This is a genomic window from Kitasatospora sp. NPDC034533 (genome assembly GCF_055575155.1).
The window spans coordinates 21376-35937 of sequence record NZ_JBVITE010000022.1 but is presented as its reverse complement, the minus strand read 5'-3'; the positions used below and the strand labels follow the sequence as shown (position 1 = coordinate 35937).

Below are 14562 nucleotides of genomic sequence, written 5' to 3'. Positions count from 1 at the left end.
TTCGTCCTGACGACGAAGGCTCGATGAAGCGCTCGTTCGCAATGCTGGGGGCGTCACTTCGGTGCCGGGAACAGGGATTCCTGGGTGGTCTGGAAGCGGTAGGACTCGGATGAGGGTGCAGCGGAAGGTGATCCGGTCGGCGATGGCCGCGCAGAGGCGGGCGTCCCCGAAGGGCCGGGGAGGATGGCGGTCGTGTCCTCGTTGTAGTGGGCGACGAAGGCGCCGGCGTTGTTGGCCTCCCAGGCCTGGTAGGTCGAGGCCAGTAAGGCGTGGATCGCGGCTTCGTCCTCGGTGCGGGTGACAGTACGGGTGGCGGCCATCGGATTCCCCTTCGGGGTGGTCCGCCCGGCTGTTCCGGCGGACTCGCCACTTCGTACCGACCACCGCCGCCGGAACTCATCGGGTCGGCGGCGAAACTTGTCCGGGGCCGGCCCGGCGCGGCAGGGGGCCGGGCGGCGGGGAGCGTCGGTGCAACGCCCCTGGTGTGCTGCCGAGTTGCCCTACGATGGCGGCTCTCGGGCGGGCCGGAGGGGCACGCGGTGAGCACAGGGGACGACTTCGGCCGACGCATCGCACCGTACCGGCCGGAGCTGCCGGCCTACTGCTACCGGATGCTCGGCACCGTCCAGGACGCCGAGGACCTGGTCCAGGACACCTACCCGCGGGCCTGGCAGGCGCGTGAGCGGTACGACGAGACCCGTGCGTCGCTGCGCACCTGGCTGTACCGGATCGCCACCAACGCCTATCCGACCGCCCTGAAGGGCTCGGGCCGGCGGCCGCTGCCGTCCGGGCTGGTGGCGGAGGCGGATCCGCTCGGGCCGCTGGTGGGCGGCGACGACGTTCCCTGGTTGCAGCCGTTCCCCGACGCGTTGCTCGACGCCGGCGACCCGGCCGGCGTCGTGATCGACCGCAGCAGCCTGCGGCTGGCCGTCCGGCGCCTCCCGAGACGGTCAACGTGCTTCCCTGCGCAAAATCCCTATCAGGCAGGCTTCTCCAGCCGCACCGCCACGATCCCGTGCAGGACGCGGCCCGCCCGCTGCTCCTGGTCGAACCGCCGGGTGAACGCCTCCAGACGTTCCTCGGGCCCCAGCTCCATCAGACCCGGCGGCCACGTGTCCGGCGGCACGATGGTCACCACGGCGGCATTCCGGCGCTCGGCTGCCGCGAGCCAGCCGGGCGACACCTCGACACGTGTGTCCGGCGCCCACACCTGGCGCCCGCCCACCAGCTCCAGGCGCTCCACCCGACCGTCGCCGACCTCGACCGCTCCGCTCGTGTCCGGAGGCGTACCGGCCGCGAGCAGGAAGCCGCTGTCGAGAGCGGCTTCCACCAGGTCGGGGTAGAGGTCCGCGCCGACCTCCACGATCAGCTCCGCGAGCGGCGGCCCCTGCGCCGCCTCGCGCACCGCCAGCGCCCACACCATCGGGGCCCGGTCGTCGTCCGTTTCGTCAGCCATACCTGTTCAACGAGCCAGGGGCACCGGCCACTCCGGTCCCGCCTTGTTCAGGTGCGCACCACGGGCCGTCGCGCGGGCCCGCCACCCGTCCCGTACGACCACCGGACGGGGGCGCTGCCCTGGAGAAAGCGGAACCCACGGCGGAGGGCGGCCGGTCAGCGGGCGGCAGCCTCGACCGGTTCGACCTCCGGACCCGACCGGGCCCGCGTCCGGTGGGGACGCGGGCCCGGGGCCTGGCGGCGTCTATCAGGGCTGCCGTCAAGAGCGGCGGCCCACCGCGACCCGGTAGACGGTCAGGATGATCAGCGAACCGACGATCGCCGCGATCCAGGTCGAGAGGTGGAAGAAACCGTTGATCGAGTGCACCCCGAAGATCACCTTGCCGAGCCAACCACCCAGCAGACCTCCGACGATGCCGATCAGCATCGTGACGATGACGCCGCCCGGGTCGCGACCCGGCATGATGGCCTTGGCGATCGCTCCCGCGAGCAGGCCTATGAGGATCCACGCGATGACGCCCATGGGGCCGCCCTTCCGTTGCAGTGCCGATTTCGTGCCATCCGCTTACTCGCATCGGCGATTTCCAAACATCCCGTGCGAGAGCACCGTGAGCCGAGCGGCTCCGGCCTACCGGCCCGGTCCTGCACCGAGGCGGAGTGCACGACCGCCCGCAGCACGAAGGCCGCAGGTGTCCACGAGCAGGTGCCGCTTGCGGCCCCTCGGGTCGGGCCCCCCGGTCCGGCTCGCCGCTCAGCTGGCCCTGAGCCGGTCCATGAGGTCGGCGACGCCATCGACCTGCCGGTAAGGCTCGAACGACGGGGCCAGTTCGCGCACCAGGGTGACGCACCGTTCAGCGCCGATGCGCGTCGCGAGGTCGAGGGACTGGTTCGTCACCGCGAGGGCCTGTTCCACGTCACGGGCCTGGAGAAGGCTGCAGGCCTCGTAGGTCATGAAGATGCCGCGCGTCTTGTCGCGGGAGCGCGGCAGCAGGCTCATACCCTCGCCGATCCGGGCGTGCGCCTCGTCGATGCGGCCGAGGTCGAGCATGCACTGGCCGGAGTCGACGGCCAGGTCCGCCGTGCTCATCCACCGGCACCAGGCCGGGGCCGGGTCTGGGCTGTCGGTCAGCAGGGCGGCTTCGGCGGCGGCCAGGTCACGGTGGCAGTCGGAGGCAGCGCCAAGGGCGGCGTGCGCGCGAGCCCGGCGAAGGTGGAGAAGGGAACGGGCAGTGGGGTGCCGGGTGTGGATGAGGGCCTGGCTGAGCGGTTCGACGGCGGCGCCGGGCTCGGTGAGCCAGATCGACTGGTAGGCGAAGTCGGAGAGGATGCCGGCGCCGAGGTCGCGGTCGCGTGCGGCGTGCGCGTTGGCCAGGGCCGCGTTCCAGAGCTTGCCTGCCGCGAAGTGCTGGCCCTGGTCGAAGCGGTGCCAGCCGCAGGTGCTGGCCAGGGAGGCGGCGAGCAGGTGCAAGCGCTGGCCGATGGGTTCGGTGTAGCGGCCGTGTTCCAGCAGGTCGGTGACCGTATCCAGGTGTGCGTCCATCAGCTTGGCGGTGTGCTGGCGCTGTTCGGTGGGCAGGGCGGTCAGCTTGGCACTGGTGTCTTCCAGCCAGTCGACCAGTTCGCCGTCGACGTGCTTGCCATTCAGCGCGATGGTGAGCCGGTCGGGTTCGATGGCGGCCCACTGGGTGGCGAGTCCGGCCAGCGCGAGCGCGCTGAAGGTCATGAAGGTGCGGCGGCGATGGTCCATTGCGGCTCTCTGTGCGTCTCGAAGGGCGTGGACAGTGAACACCACACCGAGCGGCACCGGTTGCTCCTGGCCGGGCAGCCAGTGAGGCCACTCGAAGGTCTCCAGGTCGGCGACCGGGACGTCGAAGGCTTCGGCGATCAGTAGCTGGGACTCGATGCTGGGCGTCTTGCGCCAGTTCTCCCACTTGCTGACAGCGGCCTTGTCAGTGCCGGAACGAAGGCCCTCGGGCCTGTTCCTGGCGGCGTGGTGGATGCGGACCGCGAGGTCGGTCTGGGACCAGCCGCGAAGCGCGCGGGCGTACGCGAGGGGGTGCCGGATCTGGTCGTCCACGGGCCAATCCCATCATCGACGGTGACCGTGAGCCTACTGCGCGTGTGGGTGGGACTACCTCGGGACTACAGACAAGGCCTGGTTGGTGACTGCGAGCTGAGCTCTACTCGTCGTGCACCGACAAGTTCCTTCACGAAGCGGAAGGAGTCCGCGCATGAAACGACGCGCTGCGGTCATCGGCCTCGGCCACCAGGCAATCGGAGACCACCTTCCCGGCCTGCTCGCCTCCAACAGGGCCGACCTCGTCGCCGTCTGCGACAGCGACCCCGCCACCCTGCGGCAGCGGCAGGAACAGCTCCAGGTCCCCGGATTCACCCGCGCCGGTGAGTTGCTGGACGCGGTGGCCCCGGACTTCGTGGTCGTCGCCGTCCCGCACCACGCCGGCCGCGAGGTCGTCCGGGAGTGCGCCGCCCGGGGCGTCCACGTTCTCAAGGAGAAGCCGTTCGCTACCTCTGTGTCGGAGGCTCAGGATCTCGCCGAGATCTGCCGAGCCGGGCAGATCGAGCTGATGATCACCCTCCAGCGGCGCTTCAACCCGATCTACACCAGCGTTGCCGGGCTGCTGGACCAGATCGGCATCCCGTTCCTGATCGACGGCCAGTACACCTTCCACACCGACGACCCCGGCGGCGGCTGGCGCGGAGACATCCGCCAGGCCGGCGGCGGCTGCATCATCGACATGGGCTACCACCTGATCGACCTGCTGCTGTGGTACTTCGGCCTGCCCAGCCGGGTGATCGCCGAGTTCTCCACCACCGCCGTCCCCGGCGGCGGCTACGACGCGGAGGACACCGCCGTCATCCAGCTCGGCTACGACACCGGCCTGTACGGCTCGGTGCTGCTGTCGCGGTGGGTGGCACCGAAGACCGAGCGGCTGCACGTTGTCGGCACCCGCGGCTCGGTACTGCTGACCACGGGCCAGGTCCAGCGGCTCGACCTGGGCGGCGCGGTGGTGGAGGAGCTGATCCGCCCGCACGCGCCGGCCTCGGCGTCGGCCGCGCAGATCGATTACTTCTGCCGGGTCCTGGACGGCGAGCGGCCCAACACCTCCGGCCCGGACCAGCACCTCGCGCACGCCGCGTTCATCACCTCCTGCTACTGGTCCAAGGCGGCGGGGCGCTACATCGACCCGAAGGAGATGCTGTGACCAGCGCACTTGCCCTGTTCGGCGGTGAGCGAGCCGTCACCGTCGGCGGCCCGCATTTCACCTGGCCGCCGATCGACGACACCACCCGCGCCAGTGTCGCCGCCCAGCTGGAGGAGTCGATCTCCATCCCCGGCCGGGCCGGAATCGTCGCCGAGTTGGAGGACGGCCTCCAGGAGTACTTCGGCGTCCGGCACGCGGTCACCACCAGCTCCGGCACCGCCGCCCTGCACGCCACCTACTGGGCCGCACGGATCAAGCCTGGCGACGAGGTGATCGTCCCGGCCTGGACGTTTCACGCCACCGCCTCCCCGCTGTTCCACCTGCGCGCGGTGCCGGTGCTGTGCGAGACCGGGCCGGACGGCAATATCGACCCGAACCGGATCGAGGAACTGATCACTCCGCGGACCCGAGCGGTGATGGACACCCACCTGTGGGGCAAGCCCGCCGACATGGCCGACATCGTCGCCGTCGCCAACGCGCACGGCCTGGCGGTGCTGGAGGACGGCTCACACGCGCACGGTGCGAGCATCGCCGGGCAGAAGGTCGGCACCTTCGGCCTTGCCTCGGCCTTCTCCCTCAACGGCCCCAAGCCGCTGTCCGGCGGCGAGGGCGGCTTCGTCCTCACGGACGACGACACCTACCACCGCGTCATCGCCTTCGCGCACTACAACAAACGCGCCAAGGCCGAGATCCCGGAAGGCCATCCGCTCGCGCGGTACGCGGTCACCGGGGCCGGTCTCAAGCTCCGCATCCATCCCCTGGCCGCCGCCATCGCCCACGACCAGCTCGCCCGCCTCGACGGCTACCTCGCCGGACGGGCCGAGATCGCCCGCCACCTCACCGGCCGGCTCGCCGGGATACCCGGGCTGGAAGTCACCGGTGTGCCCGAAGGGGTGGCCCCGTCCTGGTACGGGTTGACGCTCACCTACCGGCCCGACGAGCTCGGCGGCCTGCCGATCGAGCGTTTCCACCAGGCGCTGATCGCCGAGGGCGCCACCGAGTTCGACCGGCCCGGTTCCACCTGCCCGATGAACCAGCTGCCGCTGTACCAGCAGCCCACCCCGCTGTTTCCCGGCCATCCGCACTCCCACCGCCGGTACGAGCCGGGAGACTTCCCCGTCGCCGAACACGCCCACGCCCACACGATCAAGCTGCCCGTCTGGCATCGTGAGCGGGATCTCGAACTGGCCGAGCAGTACGTCCGCGCGGCCATCAAGATCAGCGACCATCACAAGGAGCTGCAATGACCGTCACCTCCCCCGAGTTCGTGGCCGGCCTGGCGGCCGATGCGGAAGCCGCCGGAATCACCGGCTTCGTCGCCGCCGCCGTGATCAACCACGACGGCCGCACCCTGCTCGTCCGTCGCAACCCCGACGACTACATGGGCGGGATGTGGGAGATCCCCTCCGGAACGGTCGAGCCTGGGGAGACGATCCTGGACGCCCTCTACCGGGAGACCGCCGAGGAGACCGGCCTGACCGTCAGCCAGGTCACCGGCTACATCGGGCACTTCGACTACCAGAACAGCCGCGGTGGCACTACCCGCCAGTTCAACTTCGCGGTCACCGTGGAGAAGACCGAACCCGTCGTCCTCACCGAGCACGACGCCCACCAGTGGGCCCTCCCCGGCGAGCTGCCCGAGGTGAGTGACGCTGTACGCGGCCTGCTGAGCTGCTGACGCCGAGCACCGAAGGCCTGTCTGACTCGTCCGGGCCTGTGGCCGGCCCCGCTGCGGTCGGGCACCGTGCCGGGTGGCCGACCGCGCGGTCTCAGCGAGCATTCGGACCGTAGGGGCGCCCCGACGGCGGTCTGCGGATCGGGCTGGGTCGCGTTCGCCGGACGTAGGCCCCCAGCGGACGGGCGGGGGCGGAGGCGGACACGCGCGTACTCCTTCAGGTGACGGAGGGCGTAGAACGCCGTTCCCGGGGCCGGCCCTGGTGGCAGACCTGTCGGTGAACGCTGGTGACAGTGAAGGGAGTGTCGGTGGCCGAGAGTGGTCCGGTGGTGTTCCTGCTGGTGGGGCTCACCGGTTCGGGGAAGACGACCTACGCCCAGCGGGAGCTGGAGCCTCGGGGTGCGGTGCGGCTGTCGGTGGACGAGGTGGTCCACGAGCGGCACGGTCGGTACGGCGTCGACTACCCGGAGAACACCTACTTCGAGAAGGAGGCCCCGGTCGTCGCCGAGCTGCGCTCCCGGCTGGTCGAGCTGGTCTCCGAGGGCCGGGACGTGGTGTGGGACCACGGGCTGTGGCCGCGCAAGGACCGCGACGCGATGAAGGAGCTGGTGGAGTCGGCCGGTGGTCGGTGGCGGCTGCTGTACTTCCCCGTCGAGCGGGACGAGCTGCTGCGCAGGCTGGCCGAGCGCAACCGGCGGGGGGACGCGAACGCGCTGATCGTGACCCCTGAGGCTCTGGACGACTTCTTCGAGCGGTTCGAGGCGCCTCAGGACGAGGGCGAGGAGATCGTGGAGCCTCGCCCTCGGCACTGAGCTGAGGCGCTGACCAGCGCGTTGCCCCCACGGTGGCGTCGAAGGGTCAGGAGCCCGCCCAGGACTTCTCGAAGCCGGCGATGAGGGCTTGCAGGCCGGTGTCGAACCACCGCTGGTAGTAGTCCAGAGTGGCGGCGTCCCGTGGCGCCTCGCTCTCGGCGCCGGGTGGCGCGCCCACCTGCGCGAGGGCGTGGCCCAGCGTGAAGACCCCGACGGACTGGATGCCGATCAGCGCCTCGTCCTGGCCGATGCCGGCGGCGGCGAAGTGGTCGAGCAGGACGGCCAGGAGCGGGAGGGCGGTGTCCGGGGCGACCGGATGGGTGGCGAGAAGGGGAGCGGCATGCGGATGGTCCAACAGCATGCGGCGGTAGGCCGTGGCGAAGGCGGTCAGGGCCTCCGCCCAGGTCGCCCCGGCGTCCAGGTCCGTCAGCGCGGTCGCGAACAGGTGGTCCACGACCTTGGACAGCACGGCGTCACGGCCGGGGACGTGGCGGTACAGCGACATGGCGGCCACTCCGAGGCTCGCGCCGAGCCGTCGCATGGTCAGCGCGTCCAGCCCCTCGCGGTCGAGGAGGTCGACGGCCGCGGCCGTGATCTGCTCCACGCTGAGCTGGGCGGGTCGGCCGCCCCGGCCGGCCCGCGCGGTCCCGGGCAGGCGATCGGTTGGCGGATTCACGTAGTCAGTGTGACAGCCAGGGTGGTACCGGCCATCGCCAGGGTGAGGACGCCGACCACCAGGTGCTGGACGTCGGGGACGACGGTGCGGCCCCGGGTGGGCAGGACCTTCAGCGTACGGGCGTAGTCCCGGGCGTAGGACTCCCGCTGCGCCGCCGTGCTGATCCCGAAGTACGGCAGCCACCAACTGACGACGTGCCCGACCAGGACCAGCAGGCACAGCACCAGGGCCGCCATCAGGGAAAAGCGGTGTCCGAGGGCGATGCCGCCGGAGATCAGCAGCGGCACCGGGTAGTTGACGGCCGCGTCGCCGAGCCGTTCCCGACGGTTGTCGGCCCTGAGGTCGTTGAGCGGGAACATCGGCACCCACTCGGTGAGGACCAGCCAGGCCAGCCACAGCAGCGGCACGACGACGGCGATCGTTCGCACGGAAGCACTCCTTTGGTCGCAGGCGTTTGCGTACATCGTAAGCTTACATTGTACGCAAAGCCGGTCGGTCGGGAACGGGCAGCACGGGCCCCCGAGCAGAGCCAGGGGCCGGAGCGCCGCTGGGGTGGCCGGTGGATCCGGCGCGGCCGCAGGCTGATGGGCATGCCCTGCTCGATGTGCCGGCGCGGGCTGTCCCGTACGGGCAAAACGCGTTGTCGGGGGAGCGGTCCGGTGACAGGATCGGTGCGATGAACGACGAACAGGCCCACTACACCCCCGCCGTACGTCCCATCGCGGACGCCGACGTTCCCGCCGCGGTCGAGACCCTCGGCCGGGCTTTCGCCGACTACCCCTTCACCCGGCACGTGATCGCCGCCGACGACCACGAGGCGCGCATCAGGCGCTTCCAGGAGATCTGCCTCACCCGCATCGGCATGGCCTACGGTCGGGTGTGGGTCGCCGAGGGCGGCCTGGGCGTGGCCGCCTGGTCCGTTCCGGACCGGGACCCCTCGCCCGCCTTCGCCGAGCTCGGCCCGGTGTTCGGCGAGCTCGCCGGGGATCGGCAGGCCGCGTTCGAGGTCGCGGAGAAGGCCCTGGAGCCGTACCGGCCGCAGGAGCCGGTGTGGTTCCTCAGCACCGTCGGGGTCGCGCCCGAAGCGCAGGGGCGAGGCCTCGGCCGGGCCGTGCTGCTGCCCGGCGTCGAGGAGGCCGAGCGCACCGGCTACCCGGCGTTCCTGGAGACCGCCACGGAGGCCAACGTCCGCTTCTACCAGCGGCTCGGCTTCCGGGTGACGGCTGAGGTGCAGCTGCCCGACGGCGGCCCCCGCGTGTGGTGCATGCGCAGGGATCCGAGCTGAGCTGCCGGCGCCGCTGACCGGGACGGCAACTCGGGTCGGCCGGGCGGCCTGAGCGGCCGGGTCGGCTGGGTCGGCCGGCAGGTCAAGATCACTGGCTGCCTAGACTGGCCTGATGTCCCGTTCTGAGTTCAGCATGCGAACCATGCCGAAGGCGGCGGCGGTCGGCGCCGTGGCACTGCTCCTCGCCGTGGCCACGGCTTGCGGTCCTGGCGACGCGTCGGGCGCGTCCGGTACGGCTTCCTCTCCGGCGCCGGTTTCCGCCGGGGCGTCGGCGAGTTCGGCCGTACCGTCCACGCCGTCGGCCGAGCCGGTCCCACCGGTGCCGGTCCCGTCGGCCGAGCCGACCCCGCCGCCCGCACCACGGACGGAGAGCACCGAACCGGCTCCGCCCGCGGCAGCCGCCGCACCGAGCGGGCGAGCCGGAAGCGGGACGGAGCCCGGCGCCGGCACGACGGGCGGCGACTCTCCCGGACGGCACGACGGGAGCAACTACGACAACCTCTCGGCCGCCGGGAAGGAGGCGCACGACACCGAGAACTGCGCCCAGATCCCCGGGAAGAAGAAGGGCAGCTGCAACGAGCCGCACCGCAAGTGCCGGGAAGCCGGCGCCACCGCGACCTCCTCGGCGGGCATCGCCCTGACCTGCCGGACGTACGCCAAGGACGGTCGACTGCGCTGGCTCGCCGCCGGGGAGTGATCCGGGGCCCGAGGCCGGCGCGCTGCCGGTGGCGTCGGTCAGAAGGGGGGATGGACATGCGGAAGAAGCGCACTTCCTGGGCGCTCGGCTACTTCCTGATGGGCAGTGTGTGCCTGCTGGTCGCCGTGGTGATGGCGGCGGGCACCGTGAAGGCGGCGGCCGCGGGCGAGGCGGTCCACCTGCTCCTGGGCCTGGTCCCGGTCGTGATCCTGGGCGTACCGGGTGCGCTGCTGACGTTCCGCGCACCGACGTTCGGCGTCTCCTACGGGCCGGCCGGCCTGAGGTATTCCGGGTTGCTCGGGGCGCGCTCCCACGCGTGGGCGGACGTCCGGGAGGTGCGGGTGGCCGTCCTGCCGGGCAAGGTCCACTCGTCCGACGTCCCGGAGCTGGTGCTGGCCTCCGGTGGGACGGAGCAGCTGCTGATGCTGTCCGGCCACGGCTCGGGCCGCACCAACAAGCGGGTCGTGCGGCTGGTGGCCGAGTCGGAGGCGGCGCGCGCGGCGGCGTCCTGAGTGCCGGCAGGTTCCCGTGTCGGTCGGCGCGGGGCCGGGCCTGTCTGCGGCCGGCCGGCCGGCGCTGTGGTGGTCCGTGCCGTAGCCGGGCGATGGTCGAAGCCTGTGGATCCGATCAGCGCGATCGGATCTCCCAGGACGGCCGCTGGAGCTCGTCGTTGTGGACGACGATGTCGGCACGGTCCGTTGGGCGGGCCGTGGCGAAGTAGAGCCGCTGGGAGGGGATGTAGCGGCTGCGCCAGGCCCGCTCGATCTCGGTGGCGTCGGCCGCGGACCCGGCCAGCGCCTCACCTCTGGTCCGGGCGCGATCCAGCGTCCGTTCGAACGTGACGGACACGAAGATGCTGAGGTCCCAACGACTGGCCAGTTCGGGCCGCAGGAGGAAGACGCCGTCGAAGAGCAGCACGGCGTCCGCAGACGCTTCGGTGACGGGGAGGCGCAGCTGGGTGTCGGTGCGCCGGTCGTAGACCGCCTGCCGGAACTGCCGGTCACCGGTCGGGCCCAGCGGGTCGAGCAGCACCCGGCACATCGCGTCGTGATCGTGGCTGTCGAAGTAGCAGCCCTCGGGCGAGTACTCGCCGCGCCGGTAGCGTCGCGCCTTGGGAAAGAGGAAGCCCTCGATCGTCGCGCGGATGACGTCGCGGCCCTGCGCGCGCAGGACGACGGCGAGTTCGTCGGCCAGTGTCGTCTTGCCGGCGGCGGGCGGGCCGTCGATGGCGACGCGCACCGGGTGCCCGACCCTGACGGATGAGATCGTTTCGGCCAGGCGGCTCAGGAGTTCGCCGCGGGTGCCGTGGTCCATGGTCTGCCACCGTTCCTGTCCGGTGATACGAGCGCCCTGTTCGGTATGGCTTGTCCGGACAGGGCTTGAGGGCGGTTCATGGGTTCCCTGTACCAGAGTCGGGCAGCGGTCCGGAACAGGGGCGGTACCCCTCCGGACTGTGATGAGGGACTACGGGCTGCCGATCTGAGCGGAGGGTAGCGGTTGTGGTGGCTCGCTGTGGCTGGGCGCCGCGGCGGCGCGGCTCGTCCTGAAGCCGCATGTCCTGCCGGAGGGCTTTCTCCTGGTCGCGGCCGTGGCCGTCGGCAGTCTGGGCGTCGGTGTGCTGGCCGGCGTGACCACAGGTGTGGCCCTGGCGTTGTCGCCCGGCTGGCTGGGCCGGCGTGCGCCGCTGCGGGGACTGCTCGCCGGGGCCGTCACCGGGATGGTGTACCTCGGCGAGACCGTCGTCGTGGCGGTGGCGACCGGTGTCGTGGCGGTGGCGACCGATGTCGGATACGGGCCGGTGCTGCTCACGCTCCTCTCCACTCCGGTGGTCGATGGCGTGGCGGCGGTGCGCAGCGGGGACGTACTGGGGTGCCGCGCGAAGAGGTGAGGAGCCGGAACTGCCAGGCGGCCGACGGCCGGTGGGGCCTCCCCGGTCCTGCGGCTGGTCTGCGCAGCCGCCGGGGCCGGGGAGGCCGGGCTCGTCCTTCCCGCGCCTACCGGTGGGCGAGCGTCGCCGCGACCGCGGTGCGGGCGGGCTCGTGGGGGTCGGCGTCGGTGGAGAGCCAGGCGAGGTGGCCGTCGGGGCGGACGAGGGCGGCGGTGACCCCGGACCAGGCGGGGCGGGTGGCGGCGGGAGGGGCGGTGTGGACGTCGAGGCCGGGCGTCACGTCGTGCGCCAGCGCCGCGAGCGGTGACGGGGTGCCGGGGGCGGTGGTCAGGTCGAGCAGGACGTAGCGGCCGTGGCGCAGCAGGGGCAGCAGGGTGCCGCCGCCGTGGACGGGGAGGTCGGGGGCGCGGGTTCCGGTGAGCGGGTGGGCGTCGGAGGGCTCGCCGGATGTCGCGATTGGTGGGTAGCCGACCGTGAGCCCGGCGGCGCGCAGGGCCAGGGCGTCGGAGAACTCCGGTACCTCGCCGATGAGTTCGCCCAACAGGTCGCGCAGGGCCAGGTTCTCCGGGGTGTAGCTGGTCATCAGGCCGGCCTGGGCGCTGGTGCTGCGCAGCAGCTCGGCGCCGACGGGGTGGCGTTCGGCGTGGTAGCTGTCGAGCAGGCCCTCGGGGGCGGTGCCGGCAATGGTCTGGGCGAGCTTCCAGCCGAGGTTGCCGGCGTCCTGGAGGCCGACGTTGAGGCCGGGGCCGCCGGCGGGGAAGTGGGTGTGGGCGGCGTCGCCGGCGAGCAGGACCCGGCCGTGGCGGTAGTGCTCGGCCTGGCGGGCGGCGTTGCCGAAGACGGAGATCCAGCGCGGGTCGCGCATGCCGAAGTCGGTGCCGGCGATCCGGCGTACCCGGGTGCGGAGTTCCTGGAGGGTGGGGGTTCCGGGCGGCTCCTGGACGCTGTCGGGGTCGTTGCCGACCACCCGGTGCAGGCCGCCGGGCAGCGGGAAGAGCATGACGGCGCCGTGCTCGTTGGAGGTGGAGTGCGCGGTGGGCGGTGTGTCGAGCGTGACGTCGGCCATCCAGGCCCACCGGGTGGCGGCCGTGCCGGGGAAGCCGATGCCGGCGGCGGTGCGTACGGTGCTGCGGCTGCCGTCGCAGCCGACCAGGTAGGCGGCGCGCAGTCGCCGGTGCCCGCTGGGGGTGTCGGCCTCGACGGTCACCGCGTCGTCGTGCTGGGTCAGGCCGGTCACCCGGTGCTCGCGCAGCAGTCGGACGCCGACGGCCTCGGCGTGGGCGGCGATGAGTTCCTCGGTGCGGACCTGCGGCAGGACGAGGGTGAACGGGTAGGGCGTGTCCAGCCGGGAGAAGTCCATCCGGGTGGTGAGGGCGGCGAAGTGCCCGCTGGGCACCCGCAGCCCTTCGGCGAGGAAGGGCGCCACGATTCCCCGGGCGGCGAACAGTTCGAGGGTGCGCGGGTGGAGGGTGAGGGCGCGGGAGTGGGGGTCGGGCTCGGCGCGGGTCTCCAGCACGGTCACGTCGACGCCGTGAAGGCGCAGTTCGCAGGCGAGCCAGAGTCCGACCGGTCCGCCTCCGGCGATGACGACGCTGTGAGAGGTGTCCGGTGCGGTGGTGTGCGTTCGTGCGGGCATGGCGAAGCTCCCCTTCTTGGTCACTGACCAATAGTGATGCCTTCAGTAGACTAGGTCAGTGACCAAGAAGCAATCCCCGGCCGCCCCTCGGGCCCGGCTCGACCCGGCCGCCGTCGTGCGCGCGGCGCTCGAACTGCTCGACGAGAAGGGCGTCGACGCCGTTTCCCTGCGCGGTACCGCCGAACGCCTCGGCGTGCGGATGAACACCGTGCTGTGGCACGCCAAGACCAAGGCCCGGCTGCTGGAGCTGATGGCCGAGGCGATCGTCGCCGGGGTCCCGCTCACCGGACTGCCGGCCGCCCCGGACGAGCGCGTGCGCGAACTGGCCCGCCGCTACCGCCGCGGCCTGCTCGCCCACCGCGACGGCGCGGCCGTCGTCGCCGGCACCTACGCCGCCGAGCCCGCCACCCTCGCCTTCGCCGAACACGTCGTGGCGGCCCTGCTCGACACCGGACTCGACGAGCGCCGGGCCGCCTGGACGTTCTGGAGCATCCAGTACCTGGTGCTCGGCCTGACGCAGGAGGAGCAGGCCCTCACCGCCTCCGGCGAGGAGCACACCCTCGGGCCCGCGCTCGCCGCCGGGAGCTACCCCGCGCTCGACCGGGTGCTGCCGCACCTGGAGGACACGGCGTTCGACGAGCGCTTCGAGTTCGGCCTCGACCAGCTGCTGCGACCCCTCGGGCCGACCGGAGGGGCCTGAGGGGGCGGGCGGGAACGTCACGATCCTCGACTTTCCCGCTCCGAACGACCCCGGTGTCGCCACCATGGATACCGGAACGGGCGTCGCCATCCTGGACGACCCGAAGGAGGTCCGGGCACGGCGACGTAGGTTCGACTACCTGTGCGGGAAGGCGTTCAGTGTCACTGAATCGCTAGAGCTGATCAGATCCGCGAGTAAGGAGCGCCACTGACCATGGAAAAGCAGGAACTGTACGACGTCACGCCGCCCGTGGAAGACCGCTTCAAGTCGCCGTTCAGCGAGACGAACGGTGCGTGCGCGACGTTCGCGCCGATCGCGGGTGCGGACGGACAGCTCGCGGGGGTCTTCGTGGGTGACAGCCAGAACCCCGACATCCTCGGCGTTCGCCTCACCCCGGAGGAGTTCATCGCGATGGCTGACGGCATGGCCGCCATCCGCGCCCGACTCGGCCTGTAGCGGCTCCTCGTGATCCGCCCCCCCTCGCGGGCGCCCCTGCTTCCCTCGGAAGCAGGGG

At 71.9% G+C, this 14562-nt stretch carries 18 protein-coding genes and 2 pseudogenes; 12 read left to right on the top strand and 8 right to left on the bottom strand.

The window, feature by feature from the left end:
* Nucleotides 1-53 precede the first annotated feature (53 nt).
* The gene (locus tag ACZ55U_RS17855) at nucleotides 54-320 is read right to left on the bottom strand and encodes a hypothetical protein (protein WP_465527132.1); all 267 of its coding nucleotides are present in this window, start codon (nucleotides 318-320) and stop codon (nucleotides 54-56) included.
* Here ACZ55U_RS17855 and ACZ55U_RS17850 point away from each other — a divergent pair.
* Nucleotides 270-752, top strand: a pseudogene (locus ACZ55U_RS17850) (sigma factor); the annotation flags it as partial. The gene ACZ55U_RS17855 and the pseudogene ACZ55U_RS17850 overlap by 51 nt on opposite strands.
* Nucleotides 753-979: 227 nt before the next feature.
* Here the strand turns inward: ACZ55U_RS17850 and ACZ55U_RS17845 are convergent.
* The 3 genes from ACZ55U_RS17845 to ACZ55U_RS17835 all read right to left on the bottom strand — a co-directional run bounded on the left by ACZ55U_RS17845 (nucleotide 980) and on the right by ACZ55U_RS17835 (nucleotide 3532).
* Nucleotides 980-1456 carry a hypothetical protein gene (locus ACZ55U_RS17845; RefSeq protein WP_465527131.1) on the bottom strand — a complete coding sequence of 159 codons (477 nt, stop codon included), beginning with the start codon at nucleotides 1454-1456 and terminating at the stop codon, nucleotides 980-982.
* 258 nt (nucleotides 1457-1714) lie between these two features.
* Nucleotides 1715-1978: a GlsB/YeaQ/YmgE family stress response membrane protein gene (locus tag ACZ55U_RS17840; RefSeq protein ID WP_465527074.1), complete on the bottom strand. Its 264-nt coding sequence runs from the start codon at nucleotides 1976-1978 to the stop codon at nucleotides 1715-1717.
* A gap of 228 nt (nucleotides 1979-2206) precedes the next feature.
* Entirely contained in the window at nucleotides 2207-3532 is a 1326-nt protein-coding gene (locus tag ACZ55U_RS17835) for a helix-turn-helix transcriptional regulator (RefSeq protein WP_465527073.1), read from the bottom strand.
* A 154-nt stretch (nucleotides 3533-3686) separates the two neighbouring features.
* Here ACZ55U_RS17835 and ACZ55U_RS17830 point away from each other — a divergent pair, with 154 nt between their 5' ends.
* From ACZ55U_RS17830 to ACZ55U_RS17815, 4 genes are all read left to right on the top strand, one after another.
* Nucleotides 3687-4679 carry a Gfo/Idh/MocA family protein gene (locus ACZ55U_RS17830; RefSeq protein ID WP_465527072.1) on the top strand — a complete coding sequence of 331 codons (993 nt, stop codon included), beginning with the start codon at nucleotides 3687-3689 and terminating at the stop codon, nucleotides 4677-4679.
* Nucleotides 4676-5926 carry a DegT/DnrJ/EryC1/StrS family aminotransferase gene (locus tag ACZ55U_RS17825; protein ID WP_465527071.1) on the top strand — a complete coding sequence of 417 codons (1251 nt, stop codon included), beginning with the start codon at nucleotides 4676-4678 and terminating at the stop codon, nucleotides 5924-5926. Before ACZ55U_RS17830 ends, ACZ55U_RS17825 begins: the two co-directional genes overlap by 4 nt.
* Nucleotides 5923-6357, top strand: a complete 435-nt coding sequence (locus ACZ55U_RS17820; protein ID WP_465527070.1) for an NUDIX hydrolase — start codon at nucleotides 5923-5925, stop codon at nucleotides 6355-6357. The genes ACZ55U_RS17825 and ACZ55U_RS17820 overlap by 4 nt, the downstream gene beginning before the upstream one ends.
* Before the next feature lie 305 nt (nucleotides 6358-6662).
* Nucleotides 6663-7166: a P-loop nucleotide/nucleoside kinase family protein gene (locus ACZ55U_RS17815; protein WP_465527069.1), complete on the top strand. Its 504-nt coding sequence runs from the start codon at nucleotides 6663-6665 to the stop codon at nucleotides 7164-7166.
* A 46-nt stretch (nucleotides 7167-7212) separates the two neighbouring features.
* Here ACZ55U_RS17815 and ACZ55U_RS17810 read toward each other — a convergent pair whose 3' ends face one another.
* Nucleotides 7213-7842: a TetR/AcrR family transcriptional regulator gene (locus ACZ55U_RS17810; RefSeq protein ID WP_465527068.1), complete on the bottom strand. Its 630-nt coding sequence runs from the start codon at nucleotides 7840-7842 to the stop codon at nucleotides 7213-7215.
* The gene (locus ACZ55U_RS17805) at nucleotides 7839-8270 is read right to left on the bottom strand and encodes a hypothetical protein (protein ID WP_465527067.1); all 432 of its coding nucleotides are present in this window, start codon (nucleotides 8268-8270) and stop codon (nucleotides 7839-7841) included. The genes ACZ55U_RS17810 and ACZ55U_RS17805 overlap by 4 nt, the downstream gene beginning before the upstream one ends.
* A gap of 248 nt (nucleotides 8271-8518) precedes the next feature.
* Here ACZ55U_RS17805 and ACZ55U_RS17800 point away from each other — a divergent pair, with 248 nt between their 5' ends.
* The 3 genes from ACZ55U_RS17800 to ACZ55U_RS17790 all read left to right on the top strand — a co-directional run bounded on the left by ACZ55U_RS17800 (nucleotide 8519) and on the right by ACZ55U_RS17790 (nucleotide 10336).
* On the top strand, nucleotides 8519-9127 hold the full coding sequence (locus ACZ55U_RS17800; RefSeq protein ID WP_465527066.1) for a GNAT family N-acetyltransferase: 609 nt from the start codon (nucleotides 8519-8521) through the stop codon (nucleotides 9125-9127).
* Between the two features lie 319 nt (nucleotides 9128-9446).
* On the top strand, nucleotides 9447-9824 hold the full coding sequence (locus ACZ55U_RS17795) for a hypothetical protein (RefSeq protein ID WP_465527065.1): 378 nt from the start codon (nucleotides 9447-9449) through the stop codon (nucleotides 9822-9824).
* Nucleotides 9825-9880: 56 nt separating this feature from the next.
* A complete protein-coding gene (locus ACZ55U_RS17790) occupies nucleotides 9881-10336 on the top strand; it encodes a hypothetical protein (RefSeq protein WP_465527064.1) in 456 nt (151 codons plus the stop codon).
* 115 nt (nucleotides 10337-10451) lie between these two features.
* Here the strand turns inward: ACZ55U_RS17790 and ACZ55U_RS17785 are convergent, their stop codons facing one another.
* Entirely contained in the window at nucleotides 10452-11138 is a 687-nt protein-coding gene (locus ACZ55U_RS17785) for a cytidylate kinase family protein (protein WP_465527063.1), read from the bottom strand.
* A gap of 274 nt (nucleotides 11139-11412) precedes the next feature.
* On the opposite strand from ACZ55U_RS17785, the gene ACZ55U_RS17780 reads away from it, so the two are divergent.
* Complete coding sequence (locus tag ACZ55U_RS17780; RefSeq protein ID WP_465527062.1) at nucleotides 11413-11712, top strand: hypothetical protein; 300 nt, start codon at nucleotides 11413-11415, stop codon at nucleotides 11710-11712.
* Between the two features lie 106 nt (nucleotides 11713-11818).
* Here ACZ55U_RS17780 and ACZ55U_RS17775 read toward each other — a convergent pair whose 3' ends face one another.
* Nucleotides 11819-13348, bottom strand: a complete 1530-nt coding sequence (locus ACZ55U_RS17775) for an FAD-dependent monooxygenase (RefSeq protein WP_465527061.1) — start codon at nucleotides 13346-13348, stop codon at nucleotides 11819-11821.
* Nucleotides 13349-13406: 58 nt separating this feature from the next.
* Between ACZ55U_RS17775 and ACZ55U_RS17770 the strand changes: the two genes are divergently transcribed.
* The 3 genes and pseudogenes from ACZ55U_RS17770 to ACZ55U_RS17760 all read left to right on the top strand — a co-directional run bounded on the left by ACZ55U_RS17770 (nucleotide 13407) and on the right by ACZ55U_RS17760 (nucleotide 14504).
* Complete coding sequence (locus ACZ55U_RS17770; protein ID WP_465527060.1) at nucleotides 13407-14048, top strand: TetR/AcrR family transcriptional regulator C-terminal domain-containing protein; 642 nt, start codon at nucleotides 13407-13409, stop codon at nucleotides 14046-14048.
* Between the two features lie 10 nt (nucleotides 14049-14058).
* Nucleotides 14059-14259, top strand: a pseudogene (locus tag ACZ55U_RS17765) (Scr1 family TA system antitoxin-like transcriptional regulator); the annotation flags it as partial.
* Between the two features lie 2 nt (nucleotides 14260-14261).
* Nucleotides 14262-14504, top strand: coding sequence for a DUF397 domain-containing protein (locus ACZ55U_RS17760; protein WP_465527059.1), 243 nt, complete (start codon nucleotides 14262-14264; stop codon nucleotides 14502-14504).
* Nucleotides 14505-14562: the final 58 nt, after the last annotated feature.

Bases quoted from the DNA above. Each gene is read 5' to 3' on its own strand.
- ACZ55U_RS17855 (WP_465527132.1), bottom strand. From the start codon at position 320: ATGGCCGCCACCCGTACTGTCACCCGCACCGAGGACGAAGCCGCGATC.
- ACZ55U_RS17845 (WP_465527131.1), bottom strand. From the start codon at position 1,456: ATGGCTGACGAAACGGACGACGACCGGGCCCCGATGGTGTGGGCGCTG.
- ACZ55U_RS17840 (WP_465527074.1), bottom strand. From the start codon at position 1,978: ATGGGCGTCATCGCGTGGATCCTCATAGGCCTGCTCGCGGGAGCGATC.
- ACZ55U_RS17830 (WP_465527072.1), top strand. From the start codon at position 3,687: ATGAAACGACGCGCTGCGGTCATCGGCCTCGGCCACCAGGCAATCGGA.
- ACZ55U_RS17820 (WP_465527070.1), top strand. From the start codon at position 5,923: ATGACCGTCACCTCCCCCGAGTTCGTGGCCGGCCTGGCGGCCGATGCG.
- ACZ55U_RS17800 (WP_465527066.1), top strand. From the start codon at position 8,519: ATGAACGACGAACAGGCCCACTACACCCCCGCCGTACGTCCCATCGCG.
- ACZ55U_RS17790 (WP_465527064.1), top strand. From the start codon at position 9,881: ATGCGGAAGAAGCGCACTTCCTGGGCGCTCGGCTACTTCCTGATGGGC.
- ACZ55U_RS17785 (WP_465527063.1), bottom strand. From the start codon at position 11,138: ATGGACCACGGCACCCGCGGCGAACTCCTGAGCCGCCTGGCCGAAACG.
- ACZ55U_RS17775 (WP_465527061.1), bottom strand. From the start codon at position 13,348: ATGCCCGCACGAACGCACACCACCGCACCGGACACCTCTCACAGCGTC.
- ACZ55U_RS17760 (WP_465527059.1), top strand. From the start codon at position 14,262: ATGGAAAAGCAGGAACTGTACGACGTCACGCCGCCCGTGGAAGACCGC.